This window comes from Kitasatospora sp. NPDC088134 (assembly GCF_044741705.1).
Lineage (GTDB): Bacteria > Actinomycetota > Actinomycetes > Streptomycetales > Streptomycetaceae > Kitasatospora.
The window spans coordinates 238,646-256,841 of the sequence record NZ_JBIUTD010000005.1 but is presented as its reverse complement, the minus strand read 5'-3'; the positions used below and the strand labels follow the sequence as shown (position 1 = coordinate 256,841).

Below are 18,196 nucleotides of genomic sequence, written 5' to 3'. Positions count from 1 at the left end.
GTGCGCCGCGACACCACGACAAATGGTTTTATCTTCAACTATCATGAAACGAACCGTCCGACAAACCACCCGCCCGTGGCGGGCCGCAACTGGAGGAGAGTCCACGTGACCGAGGTGGCGGCCGCGACGGCCCGGGTCTACATCGACAAGCAGCACCCGCAGCCGTTCCGGGCGATGCTCGGCACCGCCGAGGCCGTCCGCGCCGCGGCCGCCGAGGCCGGGATCGAACGCCGCCTGGTCGAGCTGATCAACCTCCGGGTCTCCCAGCTCAACGGCTGCGCCTACTGCCTGGACGTGCACACCAAGGCCGCGCTGAAGGAGGGCGAGACCGTCCAGCGGCTCGGCGTGCTGGCCGCCTGGCGGGAGACCGGCCTGTACGACGAGCGCGAGCGCGCCGCCCTCGCGCTGGCCGAGGCCACCACCCACCCCGCCGACTCCGCCGCTCAGGAGGCCGCGTACGCGCAGGCCCGCACCGTCCTGGGGAACGAGCAGATCTCGGCGGTGATCTGGATCGCCATCGCCATCAACGCCTTCAACCGGGTATCGATCCTCAGCAAGCACCCGGTCCGCCCGTCCTCCGTACACTGACGCCCCTTCGGCGGGACGGTGGAGCGGCGTCCGCCGAACGGCCCGGCGCGCGGGTGCGCACCCAGCGCCCCGCCGCACGAGTGGACTCGCCGACCCGCCCCGCGCAGCGCGCTCCCGGCGCCCCGCGCGGGTGGTGACCTGTCCTGAACAGGTCACCACCCGCTCCGGAGGACACACCCCACCATGACCCGCCCCCGCCCCCGTACCGTTCGCCGCCCCCGTACCGTCCGCCGCACCGCCCGGCGCCTCGCCGTCGCCCTGCTCGCCCTGGGCACCCTCGCCCCGACCACCGCGGTCGCCGCCCCGCTGGGCGTCCCCGTCGGCGGTTCCGGCACCCCCTTCACCCGGCCGATCCTGCGACCGGCCCACCACGCCCCGGACGAGGACTGTCCGCTCGACCCGGCGCTCGCCGCCCGCCTGGACGCGGCGATCGAACAGGTCCGCCAGGAGACCGGCACCCCCGGTGTGACCGTCGGCCTCTGGCTGCCCGGCCGCGGCAGCTACGTCCGCTCCACCGGCGTTGCCGACCGGGCGACCGGGCGGCCGATGACGCCCGACCTCAACCTGCGGATCGGCAGCGAGACCAAGACCTTCACCGTCACCGCCGTCCTCGAACTCGTCGACCAGGGCCTGCTCGGCCTCGACGACCCGATCGGCACGTACCTCGACGGCGTCCCGGACGGCGAGCACATCACGATCCGTCAACTCGCCGAGATGCGCAGCGGCCTGTACTCGTACACCTTCGACCAGGACTTCGTGCACGCGCTGCTCTCCGACCCCTACCGCCCCTTCGCCCCGCAGGAGTTGCTCGGCTACGCGTTCAAGCACGACAACGTCTTCCCGCCCGGGACGCAGTTCCAGTACTCCAACACCAACACCGTGCTGCTCGGCCTGCTGGTCGAGAAGCTCGGGCGGATGCCGCTGCGCGACTTCGTCCAGGAGCGGGTGGTCGCGCCGGCCCGCCTCGGGCACACGCTGTTCCCGGCCGGCAACGAACTGCCCGAGCCGTACGCGCACGGCTACAGCAACCAGACCCTGAGCGGGGACGTCGAGGACACCACTTACTGGAACCCGTCCTGGGGCTGGGCGGCCGGGGCGATGATCTCCGACCTGCACGACCTGCACCACTGGGCGAAGACCCTCGCCACCGGCACCCTGCTCAGCCCCGCCACCCAGGCCGAACGGGAGAAGTTCGTCCCCGTCCCGGGCTTCGGCGACGGCGCGGGCTACGGGCTCGGCCTGTTCCGGGTCGGCGGCTGGACCGGTCACAACGGCTCGCTGCCCGGCTACGAGAGCGTCACCGTCTACCTGCCCGAGCAGGACGCCACCCTGGTGATCCTGCTCAACACCGACATCGTGCACGACGGCAACGAGCCCAGCACCCTGTTCGCCAAGGCCGTCACCGAGATCGCCACCCCCGGCCACGTCTACGAGCTCCCCGCCGAGAAGTAGCAGACCGGAAAAGGAAACTGACGCCGCATCGGGAACTCCGGCCCGCCCTCCCGTCGTCCTGACAGGCGCGTGCCCGAACGGGCGCGACGGACGCACCGGGAGGGAGGACCGGCCGTGCGGGACGCCCAACAGCCACCGGACGTACGGGAGATCGGACCGTACCGGGTGCTGCGCGAGCTCGGCTCCGGCGGCATGGGGCAGGTCCACCTGTGCCGCACCGCCGGCGGGGTGCTGGTCGCCGTCAAGGTGCTGCACCCCGAACAGGCCCGGGACGCGGACGCCCGGCGCCGGTTCGCCCGCGAGGCGCGGGCCGCCCGTCGGGTCGGCGGCGTGTGGACCGCCCCCGTGCTCGACGCCGACCCGGACGCCGAACGCCCCTGGCTGGCCATCGCCTACGTGCCGGCCCCCAGCCTGGCCGAACTGCTGCGCGCCACCGGCCCGTTGCCCGCCGCCTCGGTGCGCCGGCTCGGCGCGGGCATCGCCGAGGCGCTGGAGGCCGTGCACGTCGCCGGACTGGTCCACCGGGACCTCAAGCCGGGCAACATCCTGGTCACCGCGCACGGCCCCAAGGTGATCGACTTCGGCATCTCCCGCGCCCCCGGCCAGACCCTCACCCTGGACGGCCTCACCGGCACCCCCGGCTACATGTCGCCCGAACAGATCGAACGGCCCGACCGGGTCGGCCCGCCCAGCGACGTGTTCGCGCTCGGCGCGGTCCTCGCCACCCTGGCCCGCGGCCGCCACCCCTGGACCGGCCCGGACGACCCGCCGCAGGACATCTGGCCCGTCCTGCGGCGCACCGTCGAAGCCCGGCCCGAACTCGACGGCGTCCCGGCCGAGTTGCTGCCCGCCGTCACCCGCTGCCTCGACCCCGACCCGGCCGCCCGGCCCACGCCCCGGCAACTCCTTGCCCTGCTGCGCCCCGACCCGCAGGCCCCCTGGCTGCCGCCCGCCGGACTCGCCCTGGTCGCCGAGCACGTGGAGCGCGCGCTCCGCCCCGCCGACACCGTGGCCGACGCCGCCGCCGACGCCCCCGCCGTCCGGCCGCACCCGCTGATCGCCCGGCATGCCGAGGTCCTCGACCTGATCGGCCGCCGCGCCGTCGCCGAACTCCTCCCGCCCGCCACCGCCGCCCCCGCGCTGGAACAACTCCTGCCCCTCGCCGAGGAGTTGTACGGAACCGACCACCCCGACGCCTTCGACCTGCGGCTCGCCCACGCCCGCGCCACCGGCGAGAGCGGCGAGGACGCCCGGGCCGCCGTGCTGCTCGCCGAACTGGTCGAGCACGCCGCCCGGGTCCTCGGGCCCGACGCCCCCGCTGTCCTGGAACAGCGCCTCGAACTCGTCCACCGCACCGCCCGGACCGGCAACCTCCCGGTCGCCGTCGGCACCGCCGCCCGGCTCGCCGAACGCGTCCGCGCCACCACCGCCCCCACCGACCCGCTCCACTACCGCACCCACCTGCGGCTCGGCGAACTCCTCGCCGAAGGACAGCAGTTCGACTCGGCCGCGGCCGCCTACCAGCTCGCCGCCGACGGCCTCGCCGGCCAGCACGGCGAGCAGCACCCCGACGTCCTGGAGGCCCGCTACTGGCAGGCCCACTGGACGTACGCCGAGAACCCCGCCGGGGGAGCGGCCGTCGCCCTGTTCGACCGGCTCGCCGTCGAGGCCGAGGCCGCGCTCGGCCCCGCCGCCATGGAGACCCTCTCCGCCCGCGAGGGCCACGCCTACGCCACCGCGGGCGCCGGCCACACCGACCGGGCGCTGGCCCTCTACCGCCGACTCGTCCAGGACTGCACCGCCCTGCGCGGCCCCGAGGACGAACTCACCCTCACCGCCCGCAACGGACTCGCCCGCCACCTCGGCGAGGCGGGCGACGCCCGGGCCGCCGCCTACGCCTTCGAGGAACTCGCCCGCGACTGCGCCACCGCCCTCGGCCCGCACCACCCCCGCACCCGCGCCGCCCGCAACGGCTGGGCCAACTGGAACGCCCGCGCCGCCCGCAACGGCTGGGCTAACTGGAACGCCCGCGCCGCCGCCACCGCGCCCGACCCCGTGGCGACCACCGCTGCCGACCGGGCGTTCAGCCGGGAGTCCGGGCCGGCCGGCGAAGCGCTCTCCGCCCGGATGCGCGCCGCCCTCGCCCTCGCCGAACACGGCGACCCCGGCACCGCCGTCACCCTGCTCGCCGACATCGCCGCCGAAGCCGCCCGCACCCTCGACCCGCACCACTTCCTGGTCTACAAGTGCCGCCTGGACGCCGCCGTCCTCACCGCCCGGACCGGCGACCGCAGCGCCGCGCTCCGCCTGATCGACCTGCTGCGCGCCGAGACCGCCGCCCGCTTCGGCGACCACAGCCGCCTGCTCACCATCGACCTGACCCGCCGTCAGATCGAGGAGAGCGCCACGGCGCCGGACCCGGTGGTCCCGGACCCGGTGGCCCCGGCCCCCGCCCCGGCGGACCAGGCACCGTCCCGGGGCGTCGGCCGCCGCTGGTTCCCGGGCCGCCGGAAAACGCCTCGCCCGGACCCGCCCCGACCTGGCACGCTCGGGACATGAGTCGGCAGCGCAGCGCCCCCACCTCCACGTCCGGTGCGACCGCGACCGGAGCCCTGCACGCCGTCCGGGCGGACTTCGACGCCACCAGCATCGTGATGTACCAGGCGTACTCCCCGGCGATCGCCGACGCGGCGCTGCGCGCGGGCCGGTTCGTCGCGCCGTTCTCGTTCGGGCGGATGACCTGGATCAAACCCTCGCTGCCCTGGCTGCTGCACCGCAGCAACTGGGGCACCAAGGCCGGGCAGGAGCGCGTCCTCGCCGTTCGGATCACCCGCGCGGGCTGGGAGCACGCGCTGTCCCGCGCCGAACTCACCACCGGCGACCCGGACCGCCTCGCCCGGGCTGCCGTCCACGTCCAGTGGGACCCGGAGCGCTCGCTGCGCGGCGCCGCGCTCAACCACTACAGCATCCAGGTCGGCCTCGGCCGCGACACGATCCGCCAATACGCCGAGGAGTGGACGGTCTCGCTCACCGACCTCACCCCGCAGGTCCGCCGCGCCGCCGCCCTGCTCCGCACCGGCCACCCCGACCGGGCCGCCCGCCTCCTCCCGGCCGAACGCCCCTACCCCCTGTCCGCCGAACCGGCCGACCGCCTCTGCCGCACCCCCGCCCACGGTCGGTAGGACCGGTAGGGCACGACAGTCGGCAGGGGCGACAACCAACAGGGGGCGACCGACTGTCGGCGGGCGCGGCTAGGGTGCCGGTCATGAGTCTGACAGCAGCGATGATCACGATGGACTGCGCCGAACCGCAGGAGCTGGCCCGCTGGTGGGCCGCCGTGCTGGGCGGCGAAATCGCCGCGGACCACGGCGACTTCGTCATCGTCGGGGCGCGGCCCGTGGCGATGGGGTTCCAGCGGGTGGCCGAGGAGCGGCTGGGCAAGAACCGGGTGCACGTCGACTTCGGCGTCCCGCCCGGCACGGCCCTGGCGGCGGAGGTGGAGCGCCTGGTCGCGCTGGGCGCGAGCGTCGTCGGCGAGCACAGCGTCCCCGGCCTCGACTGGGTGGTGCTGCAGGACCCCAACACACGTGATTACCAGTTCTGTGCAGCTTAGCCGCAGGTCAGCACCAACGACAGAGCCCCGCCCGGCACTTGGCCGAACGGGGCGTTTTGCTGTCTGGCGAGACCTACTCGGTGCGAACGGCTCGATGGTGCGGGACGGCCCGGCACTCACGCGACCAGTCAGGGCGGGGTCTGGCGGGCGCGGGTCAGGCTCGGACGAGTTCGGCGGCGCGCTGCCCGAGGTCTGCGGCGCCGGGAATGCCACGCCGGGCCCAACTCGTCATTGTGGTACGGACTTTGTGAAGGTCCTTCTTGTGCCGGTCCGAGACGACTCCGTCCATGAAATCCAGCGACTGACCCCAGATCCCCACAGCTTCGTCGTGACGCCGCTGGGCAGCGACGGACCGGGCCAGATTCCCGAGCGTCAGGGCGTGAATGCGCCGGAACGCCTCGGGGTCACGACCGGCGAGGGCGGCCCGGTGGTGGCGCTCGGCCGCCTGGTGGTCTTTCAGCTCGGCCAGCGTCTTGGCGGTGTGAGAGGCGACGGTTGCCGCTACCGGCCCAGTAGCCGCCGTGAAGGACGCGGGCGGCGTCGCGGTGTCAAGCATGGCGTCCTCGGCCGCCAGTAGCGCCGCTGCGGCCTTTTGCCCGCTCCCCACAGCTCCGTACGCCCTGGCGCTCGTGATCAGCAGCAGGGCCTCGGTCTGTGGGTCCACCTTCCCACGCGCTCGCCGCAGGGACTCCTCCGCCAGTTCAACGCAGAACTCCGGCTGCTTGAGGTTGAGGGCCTGATGAGCGAGGGCACGCATCATCCAGGCTCCGTGTCCCGTCGGATCGCTCTCGCAGGCGAGTTGGTATCCGAGGAGGTAGTACCGCTGTGCGGCACCCTCCCGACCCAGGTCGTGGTACTTCCACGCGGCGAGGTACGACAGCTCGGCCGCCACGCCGTAGGCGTCCCGGCGAATCGCCTCGGAGGGGTACGTGGCCTGGAGCATCGGCACCACCGTGTCGGTCAGGTAGGTGGTCACCGCGCTCAGCCCGTGCCCACCGCCAAGACGCTCGTCAGCGGCCGTGAACACGCTGGTGATGTGCCGGACAGCGGCCACCTCACCGACGCCCACCCGGCCGCCGGTCCTTCCCGCTCGCAGGGTCGCGGCGACCGCATGGTGATCGTAGGTCAGCGGCAGCGCCACGGCGGCGGTGGCGAACGCACTGGCGAGGAAGTCACGGCGGGACTGCATCACGGCTCTCCCGAGGTCGGCGGCGGTGGCCAGCGGGTCGGCGCTCATAACCTCCCCGATCGCTTCCGACCCTAATCCGATCTCCGCCACGGTCACCTTGCGACGCGTCCTCCGGGTGAGGGCCTCGGCAAGATACTGCGGCGTGCGCCCGGTGGGGGTGCCGCCGGCCACCCAGTGAGCGACGGCCGACGGAGCCGTGGCCAAGTGCTCCCCCGCCTCGGAAGCGACCGTGCGCACTGTCGTCGCCAGGGCCTGGTACGTGCATCCGGCCTCCGCGATCACACGGGCCAGTGCTTCGTTCGGTGCCTTAGTGTCCGTCAACTGTCGCCCCTAATCGCGATCTTGAACGGGTTGAACGGGATCGGTGTGCTCACACCGTACCGCCGGAGCGTGACTGACTGTTCACTGATTGCACCGACAGGCCAGGGGTTCCCGCCGACTGGCACGGCAATGGCGACACCTGCCGCAGGCCACGTGGTGAACCCGCCAGCGGTCGGCAAACTCCTCCCCGGACCTCGGGGAGGTGCACCACCAATCCGCAGCAGTACCTATGGAGGGAGCACAACCATGTCCGACAGCACCCAGGTCAGCAACCTGACGCGGCACCTGGACCACTCGGTGCCGGACGGCGACTTCGCGCCGGTGGGCGTCGAGTCCCTGACGCGGCGCCTGGACCACTCGGTGCCGGACGGTGACTTCGCGCCCGTGGCCACCGAGGTCTGACAGCAACTCTGAACTAATGCCGTGTAGTTGACGGCATGGCGGGTCGGCCCGGATGACCACCCGGGTCGGCCCGTCGCGCGGCATCGCCACACAGCCCCAAGCAAGGAGAGTCCGCAGTGAACACCACCATCGCCACCAGCGTCCCGGCCGGCTCCTTCTTCGACCTCGGCCGGAAGGACCCGGACCTGCTCCGCCTGCGCGAGGAGGGCGCGGAGAACACTCTGCCGTTCGCCTTGATGGAACGCCTGATCAAGTCCGGTACTCCCTACGCGCAGCACGCCCGTTCCCTGCGCAGTGAGAGCGTGACCGTGGCCGGAGCGGCCTTCGACTGGTTCGACGCCCAGCTTCCCGGCGAGATCGCCAACGAGATCAACCTGACGAACTACGAGATCGCCGAGCACACCGATGACCGCCGCGCAGCACTGTCCGAGGCGCTGGACCGCCTGTCGTTGGTCCACCCCGAGGGATTCGCCCGCGTGCGCGAGTTCGTTCGTGGGCTGCTGTGGGTCGGACTCAAGCCCGGAGTCCGCGCTTCTTCGCTGACCAGTTCCAGTGACCCGGCGCTCCCGTACATCGTCGTGTTCTCCGACAAGGCCCGACACCACATCCCGCCGAACACGGTCAGCCCGGAGCCGTCTCCCCGCTTCCTGGCGGAGAACCTGCTCCACGAGGGAACGCACCAGTCGATCAGCTTCCACGTGCTTCAGCACCAGGTCTTCGCCGACGGGTACTCGTCCAAGGAGTCACCGAAGATCGAGATCAAGTGGCGAGCGGGTCAGGGCGTCGCGCGCAACCAGTTCTGGGAGGTGGACCGGGCCTTCCACGCGACCGGCGTCTACAACCAGTTGCTGAGGTTCCGCCGCACCGAGCTGGACCGCGACGACCTGACCGCCAACGAACGCACGTGCTTCCAGGCCGCCTACGACGAGGGCCTGCCCGCCGTCCGCTACCTCATGCGCGAACTCGAACCCCTGAGCGAGCACTTCACCCCGCACGGGGTGGAGCTGCTGGCCGACCTGCGCCAGCAGACCGACCAGCTGTAGTGCCACCCTGAGCAGAACCGAACGAGGAGGGTCCGGTGCTCCAGCACCTCATCACACAAGACGCCGGCCTGCGCATGGTCCCGACCGACCGGAGCAAGTTGACCACTGCGGTCGGCCAACTCCAGAACGACCTAAGGGCTTTGCCCGAGGGAACCGACCCCGCCCGCACCCGGGTCCTGACCAGATGGATCGGTGTCGGTCAGATGTGCTTGGGCCACCACGAGGAGGCCCTGACGTTCCTGCGGCAATCGCTCGACTTGGCCGCAGCGAGCGGAAACACCCGGGCCGTCATTGCCACCGGGCTCAACCTCGGCGACGCCCACCGCTACGCTGGCGACATGCGGACTGCGGATGCGCTCTACCGCAGCGCCCTGGGAACCGCGCGGAGCCAACACCCGGAACTGGTGGACTTCGCGCTCCAGCACACCGGGAAGTATCTGATGGAGCGCGGCGACCTCGCGGGTGCCGAGGCCCATCTCCGGGAAGCGCTGCGACTGCGGATCGCCAAGGGCGACACCGAGCTTGTCGGGTCCACGCAGGCAGCACTCTCGCGGGTGGAACTGCTGATCGACCGCGCCGCCGCACCGGGAGCGGACGACACTGCGCCTCGCCAGTGGAACGGCCAATGGACCTCGTGGCTCCAGTCCCACACCACGGCCCGGAATCCTGACCGGTGGGCAGAAGACTTCCCCGGCATCCGAGGCGCCGTACGCGGGCTGACCGCACATCAGCGAGTCCACCCGCGACACCTGCGCGACCAGCCGTTCCCGGCCGAGCTGATCACCGCGATGGCGCAGGAGGCCGAGGAGACCCTGACCGCCAACGGCTACCTTCACAACGGCAAGTGGAACGCAGCCGTGGGCGATGCCGCGAACCGGTTCGCCGGGCAAGTCGATCTCGCCGCAGTCGTCACGGAGTCCACCGGTCTGGAAGTCGAGCAGCCGCACAACGGCGTCTATATCGCCTATCTGGAGGAGGGGCAGTTCCTCGACTTCCACGTTGACGAGTTCGGATTCGGCGAGGCCAACCTGATCCTGTGCCTCAAGCACGAGCGTTCCGCGGCGACTCCCACCGTGAGCACCACTGTTTTCATCGGTGCCGACGGCTACCGCGCTTGCGATCTCGCAGCGGGCGAATGCGTCGTGTTCGATGGGGCGATTACCCCGCACGGCAGGACACCCCTTGGCGCCGGAGAACGCGTGACCCTCATCAGCTTCGGATTCCGTGCGCGCGATGTGGCCAAGCGTTCGGCCGCTCACCTCCCGGCGGCTCCGCGCTGAGTACGGGAGGTTCTTCACAAACGCAGAAAGGCCCCGCTCTGTATCCCTGAGGGAAGACAGAGCGGGGCCTTTGCGACTCTCTTGCCTGTAACGCCCCGCGCAAACGGCTCTACCTGCGGCGAGAGTCTTTTCCCTCCCTGCCGCGCCTTATGGCACCGGGAGGGAGTCACCCCCCTGGGTATCAGCGCAGGTCAGGGCCTCGGGCAGGCTTGACACGCTCACTCGCCCAACCTCCGGGCTGATGAACAGCGGTCTCGCGGCTGTGACACTGCGTACACAGCGGACGAAGACGCGACCACGCGTCCGGATCGGTCACACCTCGGGCAACCAGCGATCGGCGCGACTTGGGATGGTGGTCCGCGGTGGTCGCCTGCCTCGCGCACAGCACGCACCACGGATGGGCGTAGAGGTAGGCCCGACGGATGCGGGGCCAGCGAGGGCCGTACGCGCTTCCGCCTGGTGTGCCTCGCTGTGCGTCCGCCTCGGCCTGGTGCTTGGGGCAGCGACCACCACGGGCGGTCAGCTCGGGGCACCCGGGGGCTGAGCACGGGGGGCGGGGTCTTCGTGGCAGAAGTAACCTCCCGAGTCGCCCGGATCGAGCCAGCAGCGGACCATATAAGGAAGAACAGCGTGCGAGGTACCAGCAATGAGCGATCCGGTCACTGTGCGTTTTCAGTCCGAATATGGCCCCACGGATCTGTTTCGGATGGGCAAGGTCCTTAATGACCTCAGCTGGTTCATTGGGTGGATCTCTTACCAAGAAATGCGGGGGGAATCTAGCTGGACGGAAGGGAGTGAAAAGGAACTAATTCACTTCATGGATGAGCGGCTAGATAGGCCAATTCTGACGGGCATGCACATGGGCTCGCCGGTGTGGTTCGATCTCATCTTCCATCTAGATGCACAGCATGCGCTATTTCTGGTCTACTGGGCTCCGAGTTCCGTCCTGCGAATCCGAACTAGTTGCTACAAGCAGCTTGCACAGACGGAGGAGGCCAAGGCTCAAATAGAGGAAGCCAAAGCGAAGGCGATGGAATCACGCCTGCGCAGGATTCGGGCCGAGAGCGATCTCAATGCCGAAGAGGCACGACGGTCCCAGCGGTTGCTTGAGAATACTGGCGGTAGCGGGTTTACGGTGTACGTGCCGGAGCCCTCGGAAGGAAGTCCCGAAGAGTCTTAGATTTGTGGCACTCGCGGCATAGTGACCACACGTTGTCGTCGGTGTCCTCGCCGCCGAGGGCGAGGGGCTGCCGGTGGTCCACGTCGACCAGCTCGGCGGGGAACCTCGCCGCACAGCCCGCACACCGCGGAGCCCGCTCGGTCGACTCGCCGGCGAAGCCGTTCCACGCCGCTGTAGTGGCGACGAGTCCCCTGTATCAGCCATTCCGTAGAGTTCCTGATACAGGGGACTTCCGACTTGTGCAGCCGGTCTACGGGCCCGGTGGAATGACCGGCGGATCAATCGGGCTGCCGTCCGGACGTCTGGGCGTCACGTCGACGGCCAGCAGCCGGCCGGGGTGCCTGGGGTCGCTCATCGGCTGGATTCCTCGTGGCATTGGCGCCCCACCATTGCGTGCTGGAAGGCCAGTTGGTGCATCAGACCAGACCGGCCGACCCTGCGCATCCCGGGGAAAGTGTGGATAGGTACCGTCCGGGCCGGGTTCGAGCGCGTCAACGGCCATGTCAGTCGGTCGCTTCGACGTAGGCGTTCCTGGCGGCGTCCAGCTCCTCTGAGAAGGCCGCACCGATGGCCTCGGCTGCCTTCTCCACCGCGCTGGTGATGTCCTCGATGATCCGCAGGTCGTACCGGCGCGGCTCTGGAACGGTCGGCGGGTCACCGAGGTGGGACTGTGCATTCTGTGCGGCGGTCAGGATCTTCTCGCGCTTGTACCGTTCGGCACGGTGTGCGACATATGCCTTGAACCACGGCTCAGCGGAAAGGAGTTCAAGGAACTCCGCATGCAGCTCGTTGCCCCGCGTGGATCGACCCTCGGCCTGCGCCATCCACGTCTTGACAAACGCACGGTCGTACTCGATGGCACGCTCGGCACGGCGAGCCTGCTCGACCGCTTCGGCGCCCGCCAAAGTTGCCTCGGCCTCCGCGAGTGGAGCTGTGAGCTTGTCCGCCTGGGCGCGCAGCTTGGCGAGCTTGTCAGCCGCCTTGGAAACGTCAGGGTTCACTTTCAGACCTCGCGATCGGTGGGGGCGGAAACGCTGCGGCCGAGCTGCATGGCGGAAGCCTTCGCGATCTCGTAGTGGCCGAGCGAGATACGACTGATCGGGTTGACCTGGTCGTACTGTTCGGGGTGGTCGCGCTTCAGCTTGGCAAGGTGCTCCATGTCGGCGCTGTACCGGAAAGCGTCGGCGCTCCTGTGGAGCTTTGCGTTCTCCCGGTCTTCGTAGGAGCACTTGGGCGTGCCAGGGTTGGTCACAGAGTTACCTCCGGTTGGTCGCCTGTCGGCGAAATGGGAACGTCCCTGAGGGTCAGCGGGTGTGGTGCACGGGCAGAGCAGCAAGAGAGGTACGGATACTCGGTCCTTCGGGCCCGTCAGTGGCGCGCACGCTAGACCTGCACTCTCGGAGGTGGAAGAGGGGGACGAATTCCCATGATCGTCGCCCAGTGGGCTTGCCCGCCCTACTGTTGTGGAGAGCGCAGACCTTTCCCGCGCCCCCGAAACGGTGACGGGGTGACGCTGGTGAGGCAAATTTCTGTTTCTCTTAGACACTCAACATCTAGAGAAAACTGAAATCACCGTCATCAGCGTCACCCCATCACCACCCCCGCTGTGGGCTACGCCGCAACGGGCTCGGCGAGGCGGACCCGGGTGCCCTCGGTGGGGGCGGTCTCGGAGGTGGCACTCAGCTCGGCGCGAAGGCCCGCCAACTCCTCGATAGCGGGGTCCAGCTCGCCCGTGATCGTGAAGGTGACCCGACGGGTGTCGAGCGTCCGCCATCCGCCCCGGGTGCCCCGCTTCACGTCGAGCCGGGCCCCAGCCTCGATGAGCATCCGTCGCCGGCCCGCCAGATCTGCCGATGCCCAGTCGTCCGCGTAGGTTCGCCCGGTCTCGGTCACGATCCGGGTGGGCTCGGTCTTCTCGCGGGACTCCAGCTCGGCTATGCGGGTGTCGAGCGCGTCGGCTCGCTTCTGCCACTCCGCCGCAGCGTGTCGGGACTTCTGGCGCCCCTGTTGCTTCTGGTGCTCGGCGAACTCGGCCACGGTGGCGTTCAGTTCCGGCGTGGGGTCGTACCCGGGCACCTCTACAACCGTCTTCACCCGGATGGGGCCGACCAGCCGCAGGAACTCGGCTTCCACGTGGTCGTCTGCCCAGTCTCCGCGGACGTTCGACGGTGCCTCGCACTTGTCGCCCCGGGCATGGTGGTTGCACTTGTAGACGGGCGCCTGGTTCTTCTTGCTCTCCTGCCGGTTCAGGTACATGCGCCCACCGCACGAATCGCAGTGGATCACCCGCAGCAACAGCGCTTCCGTGTCGGACCGCTCGCCGTTCTCGATGCTGCGCTCGTCAAGCACGGCGCCGATCCGGTCGAACTCCTCGCGGGTGAGGATCGGTTCCGGGGTGCACATCACCGGGTTGCCATGGTCGTCGCGCACGGGCTTGCCGTTGTGCAGCTTCCACCCGATCAGCACTTCACTGCGGAGCATCCGGGTAATGACTGCCGGGGTCCACTTGAACACGTCCACCACGACGTGAGAGCCCTTCGCTCCGCCGGTCTTCCCGCCCCGCTTGCGCCCGTTCTTGACGGACCAGTAGTCGCGCGGGCTGAGTACGTCGTCGGTGTTGAGTCCCGCTGCGATGGCGGACACCGTGACACCCTCCAGCAGTTCCCGGACGATGCGCTCAATGACCTTGACCGCGTCGGGGTCGGGCACCAGGGTCCAACCCTTGCCGCCGAACTCCTCGGGCATGGGGGCGGGCATGTAGCCGCACGGCGGACGACCGCCGCCACGCCACCGAAGCGGCATCTTGCGCATGGCAGCCATGGCGCCGGTAACCCGGTCACTGATCGACTGCGATTCGACCTGTGCGGCGAACGCCAGCATGAGCATCTGGAGCTCTGCCATGGGGTCCATGGGGTTGCGGAAGTCGAACACCAGGCGCCCGCCGCCGATACCTTCGGCGAAGACCAACACCTTACGGTGTTCCCTCGCCCACTTGGCGAGTTCGTGCATGTGCCCCATGGACCGGATGGCGCGGTCGAAGCGCCACCACACCAGGGCGTCGAAGCTGTCCGGGCTGCTCAGCCACTGGCCGAGCTGCGGGCGGTCGAACGGACTCGTCTTGGACGCGCTGACGTCGAGGTCCACCGCTTCCCGGAGTGCGTCACCCTGCCCGAAGTCGATGTGCAGCGCTGCGGCTGCCTGGTCGTCCGCCTCGCGCTGCCGCTCGGGGCTGGTGGTCTCGTCCGTCAGTACGGACAAGCGGACGCAACGAACACCCCGAAGAGTCTCGTTGAACACTGTGCCGGACAACGGATTGCGGAAGTCTTCCATACAGCGTGGGGAGGGGGAAGATTTCCCAGCGATGCGCTCCGAGCCCCTGACCTGCACAGATGCCGCTGCCATCTCTCACACTCCAGAACATCCAGTTCTGTGTGTTGGGAGACCCGGCCGGCAACGAGTTCTGCGTCCACTGAGGCGTCGGCTGCTGCGTCCACCGAGGCGTCGGCCCGCCCAGGCGGGTGCGTGTCGGCCCGCCCGGGAGGGTGCGTGTCGCCACCGCGTCACGTGGCCGACCCCGGCGCAGGGGCGGGAGTTCACTCCGGCCCGCGAGCATGGGTTGTCATGAGCAACCTCAGTCGCCGCATCTTCCTCCTGGGCGGGCTCACCACCGCGGGCGCCGCCGCGCTCCAACTCCGGGCGACGGCACTGCCGTCGGCCACCGCCGCCACCCCCTTCCCCTTCACGCTCGGCGTCGCCTCCGGGGACCCGGACGACAACAGCGTGGTGCTCTGGACCAGGCTGGCCCCCTCGCCGACCGACGCGGACGGCCAGGGCGGCATGCCCAACGCCGACGTCGCCGTCGACTGGCAGCTGTCGACCAGTCAGAACTTCACCACCCTGGTCGGCTCCGGCACCGTCACCGCCCGCTACGCCCAGGCCCACTCGGTGCACGTGCTGGCCGGCGGGCTCGCCCCCGACGCCGAGTACTACTACCGGTTCCGCGCCCAGGGGTTCATCTCCCCGGTGGGCCGCACCCGCACCGCGCCGGCGCCCACCACGGTCGGGCGCGACTTCACGATGGCCTTCGCCTCCTGCGCCCACTACGAGAGCGGCTACTACACCGCCTACCGCCGGATGGCCGACGACCGCCCCGACGTGATCCTGCACCTCGGCGACTACATCTACGAGGGCGGCACCGGCACCGGCGGCGTGCGCCAGCACCTCGGCAGCGAGATCGTCTCGCTCGCCGACTACCGCCGCCGCTACGCCCTCTACCGCACCGACCCGGACCTGCAGGCCGCGCACGCGATCGCGCCCTGGCTGGTGGTGCCGGACGACCACGAGGTGGAGAACAACTACGCCGGTACGGTCCGGGCCGACAACAGCCCCGTCCTGACGGCCGCCCAGTGGACCGCCCGGCGCACCGCCGCCTACCAGGCCTACTTCGAGAACATGCCGCTGCGGGCCGCCGCCACGCCCAACGGCAACAGCATCCAGCTCTACCGCCGGGTCCGCTGGGGCACCCTGGCCACCTTCCACCTGCTCGACACCCGCCAGTTCCGCGACGACCAGGCCTGCGGCGACGGCACCAAGGTCTGCGCCGACGCCGACCTGACGAGCCGTTCGATCACCGGCGCGGCCCAGGAGAGCTGGCTGCTCGACGGCCTCGGCCAGCGGCTCGGCACCTGGGACCTGATCGGCCAGCAGGTGTTCTTCGCCCGCAACGTCAACGCGGCCGGCGCGATGAACATGGACGCCTGGGACGGCTACCGGGCCAGCCGGGCCCGCATCCAGCAGGGCATCGTCGACCGCGGCGTGCGCAACCCGGTGGTCCTCACCGGCGACGTGCACTCCTCCTGGGCCAACGACCTCAAGGCCGACTACGCGAACCCGTCCTCCGCGACGATCGGCTCCGAACTGGTCTGCACCTCCATCACCAGCGGCGGCAACGGCAGCGCCACCACCGCCATCCCCAACGGGGCGCTCAACCCGCACCTGCGCTTCTACTCCGACCGGCGCGGCTACGTCCGCACCCGGATCACCCCGGCGCAGATCACCGCCGACTTCCGCTCGGTGGCGACGGTGACCGAGCACGGCGCGGCGGCGACCACCGCCCGCACCTTCCTCATCCACGACGGACAGCCGGGGTTGGCCGATGCGTAAGCTCTCCGTACTCGGCCCGGCCGCGGCCGCCCTCGCCGCCACCCTCGTCGCCGCCCTCGTCGCCGCCCTCGCCACTGCCTTCGCACTGGTGGGGCCCGCCGCGGCGGCGGGCCCCACCTCCTGGACCACCGCCAACAGCGACGCCACCGGCGACCAGGACAGCTCGGCGATCGCGGCGAACCGCCGCGGCGACACCGCGGTGGTCTGGGAGGACGACCGCGACACCACCGCCCCCGAGGACGACGCGCACAGCGACGTCTGGGTGCGGACCTACCACAACGGGGTCTCCGGCTACGAGCAGAAGCTCTCCAACGGCGGGACGGCGGGCACCACCTGGCGGCACCTGCAGCCCGACGTCGGGCTCGACGACCGGGGCAACGCCGTCGTGGTGTGGGCCGAGGACCCGGACGGCAACGGCTCCTACAACATCGCCTACCGGGTGCTCTCCCCGACCGGCGCGCTGCTCGGCTCCGGCCGGGCCAACGCGAACACCGACGGCCAGCAGATCCACCCGCGCGTCGCCGTCGACCCGGACGGCGCGCCCGGCAGCACCACCGCCGTCGCGTTCACCGTGGTCTGGGAGGACGTCCAGGGCACCGCGCCCGCCACCGTCAAGGCCGCCGGGTTCACCGGGACCGCCACCAAGGCCTACGAGGTGACGGTCAACGCGACCGGCGGCGCGCACCACGACCCCGACGTGGCGACCTCCGCCTCCGGCGACGCCCTCGTGGTCTGGGCCGAGGACACCGACGGCAACGGCTACTACCAGATCGGCCTGGTCGGGCTGGCCAAGGCCAACGGGGCCGTCACCCTCACCCGCCGCAGCGCCAACGGCATCGCCGCCGGACAGCAGCAACACCCCGCCGTGGCCGCCGACTTCAACGGCGACTTCGCCGTCGCCTGGGAGTCCGACCACACCGGCACCCGGGGCGTCTGGGCCAGGTCCTTCACCGCCGACGGCACCCCCGGCTCGGCCGAGGTCGAGGTCTCCGACGGGGCCGGGGCCGGGAAGCCCGCCATCGGCATCGACGACCAGCGCAACGCCGTGATCGGCTGGAGCGTCACCGGTACCGGTACCGGTACCGGCACCGGCCCTGGTACCGGTACTGACCCGGCCGTCCGGGCCCGCGGCCTCAACCCCGACGGCACCTTCACCGGGCGGCTCCCCGCCCAGTCCGTCAGCCGGGACACCGCCGGACGGCAGGAGCAACTCGCCGTCGCCTCCTCCCCGTTCGGCGCCCTCGCGTTCTCCTACACCGACGACGCCGACGGGAACGGCTTCGACCAGGTCCTGCTCGGCCTGGGCGCCACCGCCTCCGACTGGTGACGCCCGCAGGGCCGGCCCCCCGTCGGGGTCGGCCCGAGGACGGAGAAGTGCGGGGGCGTCAGGAGTAGGTCCCGCGCCCCATGCGGGGCGCGGGACCGCCGACTACGGTCGGGGCCCGTGCAGAACACCAAGACCGTCCGCCGCACGACGGCGGAGCGCAGGCGCGACACGCTCGAACGGCTCGACACCGAGCGGGACCTCTGGGTGTCCACCGCCCACCCCGAACGCGGGCCGCACCAGGTCCCGCTCTGGTTCCGCTGGGACGGGCGGGCGGTGTGGCTGTGCACCGCCGCCGCCTCCCTGACAGCACGCAACGCCCGCGAGGACCCCCGGGTCCGCCTCGCACTGCCCGACACCCACGACGTGGTGCTGCTCCAGGGCACCGCCGAGTGCTTCCCCACCGGGGACGCGCCCGCAGCGGCGGAGTCCTACACCGCCAAGTTCGGCTGGGACCCGCGCACCGAACAGAAGCCCCACCTGTACCTGCGGGTGCTCCCGGAGACCGTCCGCGCCTGGCGCGGCGGGGCGGAGCAGCGCGGCCGGCTCCTCATGCGGGCCGGGACGTGGCTGGAGTAACCGGCTGCACCCCGTCCCCGACCGGGGACGGTGCTCCGGGGCGGCCGCTCCGGGAGGGTCGC

The 18,196-nt window shown here is 70.8% G+C and carries 17 protein-coding genes; 12 read left to right on the top strand and 5 right to left on the bottom strand.

Annotation, left to right across the window (positions count from 1 at the left end; genetic code table 11):
• Nucleotides 1-174: 174 nt before the first annotated feature.
• The 5 genes from ACIOHG_RS11190 to ACIOHG_RS11170 all read left to right on the top strand — a co-directional run bounded on the left by ACIOHG_RS11190 (nucleotide 175) and on the right by ACIOHG_RS11170 (nucleotide 5,653).
• Entirely contained in the window at nucleotides 175-588 is a 414-nt protein-coding gene (locus ACIOHG_RS11190; protein ID WP_400948500.1) for a carboxymuconolactone decarboxylase family protein, read from the top strand.
• A gap of 183 nt (nucleotides 589-771) precedes the next feature.
• The gene (locus tag ACIOHG_RS11185; RefSeq protein WP_400948224.1) at nucleotides 772-2,040 is read left to right on the top strand and encodes a serine hydrolase domain-containing protein; all 1,269 of its coding nucleotides are present in this window, start codon (nucleotides 772-774) and stop codon (nucleotides 2,038-2,040) included.
• Nucleotides 2,041-2,154: 114 nt separating this feature from the next.
• Complete coding sequence (locus tag ACIOHG_RS11180) at nucleotides 2,155-4,599, top strand: protein kinase (protein WP_400948221.1); 2,445 nt, start codon at nucleotides 2,155-2,157, stop codon at nucleotides 4,597-4,599.
• Entirely contained in the window at nucleotides 4,596-5,222 is a 627-nt protein-coding gene (locus ACIOHG_RS11175; protein WP_400948218.1) for a DUF4291 domain-containing protein, read from the top strand. The genes ACIOHG_RS11180 and ACIOHG_RS11175 overlap by 4 nt, the downstream gene beginning before the upstream one ends.
• A gap of 83 nt (nucleotides 5,223-5,305) precedes the next feature.
• Nucleotides 5,306-5,653 (top strand): VOC family protein, encoded by a 348-nt coding sequence (locus ACIOHG_RS11170; protein ID WP_400948216.1) that lies wholly within the window; start codon nucleotides 5,306-5,308, stop codon nucleotides 5,651-5,653.
• A 154-nt stretch (nucleotides 5,654-5,807) separates the two neighbouring features.
• Here the strand turns inward: ACIOHG_RS11170 and ACIOHG_RS11165 are convergent, their stop codons facing one another.
• Nucleotides 5,808-7,163: a tetratricopeptide repeat protein gene (locus ACIOHG_RS11165; RefSeq protein WP_400948213.1), complete on the bottom strand. Its 1,356-nt coding sequence runs from the start codon at nucleotides 7,161-7,163 to the stop codon at nucleotides 5,808-5,810.
• Nucleotides 7,164-7,409: 246 nt separating this feature from the next.
• On the opposite strand from ACIOHG_RS11165, the gene ACIOHG_RS11160 reads away from it, so the two are divergent.
• The 4 genes from ACIOHG_RS11160 (at nucleotide 7,410) to ACIOHG_RS11145 (ending at nucleotide 11,068) form a co-directional block, all read left to right on the top strand.
• Complete coding sequence (locus ACIOHG_RS11160; protein WP_400948210.1) at nucleotides 7,410-7,565, top strand: hypothetical protein; 156 nt, start codon at nucleotides 7,410-7,412, stop codon at nucleotides 7,563-7,565.
• A 116-nt stretch (nucleotides 7,566-7,681) separates the two neighbouring features.
• Entirely contained in the window at nucleotides 7,682-8,608 is a 927-nt protein-coding gene (locus ACIOHG_RS11155; RefSeq protein WP_400948207.1) for a hypothetical protein, read from the top strand.
• Nucleotides 8,609-8,643: 35 nt separating this feature from the next.
• On the top strand, nucleotides 8,644-9,888 hold the full coding sequence (locus ACIOHG_RS11150) for a hypothetical protein (protein ID WP_400948204.1): 1,245 nt from the start codon (nucleotides 8,644-8,646) through the stop codon (nucleotides 9,886-9,888).
• Between the two features lie 646 nt (nucleotides 9,889-10,534).
• On the top strand, nucleotides 10,535-11,068 hold the full coding sequence (locus ACIOHG_RS11145) for a hypothetical protein (protein ID WP_400948515.1): 534 nt from the start codon (nucleotides 10,535-10,537) through the stop codon (nucleotides 11,066-11,068).
• On the opposite strand, the gene ACIOHG_RS11140 is transcribed toward ACIOHG_RS11145, so the two are convergent.
• The 4 genes from ACIOHG_RS11140 to ACIOHG_RS11125 all read right to left on the bottom strand — a co-directional run bounded on the left by ACIOHG_RS11140 (nucleotide 11,019) and on the right by ACIOHG_RS11125 (nucleotide 14,398).
• Nucleotides 11,019-11,150: an HNH endonuclease gene (locus tag ACIOHG_RS11140; protein ID WP_400948201.1), complete on the bottom strand. Its 132-nt coding sequence runs from the start codon at nucleotides 11,148-11,150 to the stop codon at nucleotides 11,019-11,021. The two genes, ACIOHG_RS11145 and ACIOHG_RS11140, sit on opposite strands and share 50 nt — an antisense overlap.
• A 421-nt stretch (nucleotides 11,151-11,571) precedes the next feature.
• Nucleotides 11,572-12,069, bottom strand: a complete 498-nt coding sequence (locus ACIOHG_RS11135; RefSeq protein WP_400948199.1) for a hypothetical protein — start codon at nucleotides 12,067-12,069, stop codon at nucleotides 11,572-11,574.
• A gap of 2 nt (nucleotides 12,070-12,071) precedes the next feature.
• Complete coding sequence (locus tag ACIOHG_RS11130; RefSeq protein ID WP_400948197.1) at nucleotides 12,072-12,320, bottom strand: hypothetical protein; 249 nt, start codon at nucleotides 12,318-12,320, stop codon at nucleotides 12,072-12,074.
• A 359-nt stretch (nucleotides 12,321-12,679) separates the two neighbouring features.
• Nucleotides 12,680-14,398, bottom strand: coding sequence for a recombinase family protein (locus ACIOHG_RS11125; protein WP_400948195.1), 1,719 nt, complete (start codon nucleotides 14,396-14,398; stop codon nucleotides 12,680-12,682).
• 291 nt (nucleotides 14,399-14,689) lie between these two features.
• Here ACIOHG_RS11125 and ACIOHG_RS11120 point away from each other — a divergent pair, with 291 nt between their 5' ends.
• The 3 genes from ACIOHG_RS11120 to ACIOHG_RS11110 all read left to right on the top strand — a co-directional run bounded on the left by ACIOHG_RS11120 (nucleotide 14,690) and on the right by ACIOHG_RS11110 (nucleotide 18,134).
• Complete coding sequence (locus ACIOHG_RS11120) at nucleotides 14,690-16,231, top strand: alkaline phosphatase D family protein (protein WP_400948192.1); 1,542 nt, start codon at nucleotides 14,690-14,692, stop codon at nucleotides 16,229-16,231.
• Nucleotides 16,224-17,558, top strand: coding sequence for a hypothetical protein (locus tag ACIOHG_RS11115; protein ID WP_400948190.1), 1,335 nt, complete (start codon nucleotides 16,224-16,226; stop codon nucleotides 17,556-17,558). Before ACIOHG_RS11120 ends, ACIOHG_RS11115 begins: the two co-directional genes overlap by 8 nt.
• 117 nt (nucleotides 17,559-17,675) lie before the next feature.
• A complete protein-coding gene (locus ACIOHG_RS11110; protein WP_400948187.1) occupies nucleotides 17,676-18,134 on the top strand; it encodes a pyridoxamine 5'-phosphate oxidase family protein in 459 nt (152 codons plus the stop codon).
• The last annotated feature ends 62 nt before the right edge of the window (nucleotides 18,135-18,196 follow it).